Annotated in this window: 4 protein-coding genes; all 4 read right to left on the bottom strand. The window is 60.9% G+C overall.

Translation table 11 applies throughout. The features are described from left to right. Nucleotides 1-749, bottom strand: a 749-nt coding sequence (locus ACOVQ0_RS15610; protein WP_421886418.1) for a GTP-binding protein, incomplete at its 3' end; no start/stop codon positions are given. A 32-nt stretch (nucleotides 750-781) separates the two neighbouring features. Further along, nucleotides 782-1,018, bottom strand: a complete 237-nt coding sequence (locus tag ACOVQ0_RS15605; RefSeq protein WP_421886415.1) for a hypothetical protein — start codon at nucleotides 1,016-1,018, stop codon at nucleotides 782-784. Between the two features lie 6 nt (nucleotides 1,019-1,024). Further along, nucleotides 1,025-1,495 (bottom strand): 30S ribosomal protein S7, encoded by a 471-nt coding sequence (rpsG, locus tag ACOVQ0_RS15600; protein ID WP_421886412.1) that lies wholly within the window; start codon nucleotides 1,493-1,495, stop codon nucleotides 1,025-1,027. Nucleotides 1,496-1,506: 11 nt separating this feature from the next. Beyond that, on the bottom strand, nucleotides 1,507-1,697 hold a 191-nt coding region (gene rpsL, locus ACOVQ0_RS15595), incomplete at its 5' end, for a 30S ribosomal protein S12 (protein ID WP_421886410.1).

Here is a 1,697-nt window from a genome sequence, read left to right as displayed (position 1 = left end):
ACCGAAGGCTCGTTGCCTTCAAGATAGTCTTCCATCACAGCGTCGTCCTGCTCGACGGCAAGTTCCAGCATCGTGTGGCGCCATTCCCTGGCCTGATCCAGCAGGCTGGCCCGGATCGGCTGGCGGACCCAGGACGCGCCCAGATCTTCGCCCTGATAAACCCACTCTTCCATGGTCAGCAGATCGATGATGCCCTCAAGACGGTCTTCCGACCCGATCGGCAGCTGGACCGGCATCGGCCTGGCACCGGTACGCTCGGCGATCATCCTCACGCAGTTGAAGAAATCGGCCCCGGTCTTGTCCATCTTGTTGACGAAGACGATCCGGGGAACCTTGTAGCGGTCGGCCTGACGCCAGACGGTTTCGGTCTGCGGCTCGACCCCGGCGTTGCCGTCCAGCAGCACCACCGCCCCGTCAAGCACCGCCAGCGAGCGTTCCACCTCGATGGTGAAGTCAACGTGGCCGGGGGTGTCGATGATGTTGAACCGGTACAGGTCATCCTTCGACTGGCTGCCGGAATCCACCGTGCGTTTCCAGAATGTGGTGGTGGCGGCAGAGGTGATGGTGATCCCGCGTTCCTGCTCCTGCTCCATCCAGTCCATCGTCGCGGCACCATCGTGCACTTCGCCGATCTTGTGGGACTTGCCTGTGTAGAACAGAATCCGCTCTGTCGTCGTGGTCTTGCCCGCATCGATATGGGCAATGATCCCGAAGTTACGGTAGCGGTTCAGGGGGTATTCGCGTGCCATAGCTACGATCCTTGATTACCTTGAGCCGAAGCTCAGGAATTCCCGTCTTGAAGTTCGAGGCGGCGCTCAATCCGGTCAACGCGCATGACCAGCGAAGCGAATTCCGATCCACGGTTCAGATCGCTTTGCACCAGCGCAGCCACATGCCCGCGAAGCACACGCAATTCACCTTCAACCCGCTCCAGACGCTCTCCCAGGCGGGCAATGTCGCCCCGTATGGCCTTGAGCAGTTCGTAGAGAAGCTCGCTTGTTACGGATTCGCCGACCATCTTTCCTTACCAGCGGTAGTGGCTGAACGCCTTGTTGGCATCGGCCATCTTGTGGGTGTCTTCGCGCTTCTTCACGGCGGTGCCACGGTTGTTGACGGCATCCGACAACTCGGCTGCAAGACGCTCTTCCATGGTGCTCTCGTTGCGCTTGCGGGCGGCGATGATCAGCCAGCGGATCGCAAGGGCTTCGCGCCGCTCCGGGCGAACCTCGACCGGAACCTGGTAGGTGGCACCGCCGACGCGGCGCGAGCGCACCTCGACAGATGGCTTCACGTTGTCGAGCGCCTCGTGGAAGGCTTCGATGGGCGGGCGCTTCAGACGGGTCTGGACCCGTTCCAGCGCGGAATAGACGATGCCTTCTGCAACCGACTTCTTGCCATCGATCATCAGGTTGTTCATGAACTTGGTCAGGATGCGGTCGCCATACTTGGCATCGGGCAGGATTTCGCGCTTTTCAGCGGCGTGACGGCGGGACATTTCCTAAATCCTCACTTCGGACGCTTCGCGCCGTATTTCGAACGGCGCTGACGACGGTCTTTGACGCCCTGGGTATCCAGCACACCGCGCAGGATGTGGTAGCGGACACCGGGAAGGTCCTTGATGCGGCCGCCACGGATCAGCACGACCGAGTGTTCCTGAAGGTTGTGCTTTTCGCCGGGGATGTAGCAGATCACTTCGA

Origin of the sequence: Novosphingobium sp., from assembly GCF_049240505.1 — a bacterium.
Lineage (GTDB): Bacteria > Pseudomonadota > Alphaproteobacteria > Sphingomonadales > Sphingomonadaceae > Novosphingobium.
This window is presented reverse-complemented; position numbering and strand designations above follow the sequence as displayed.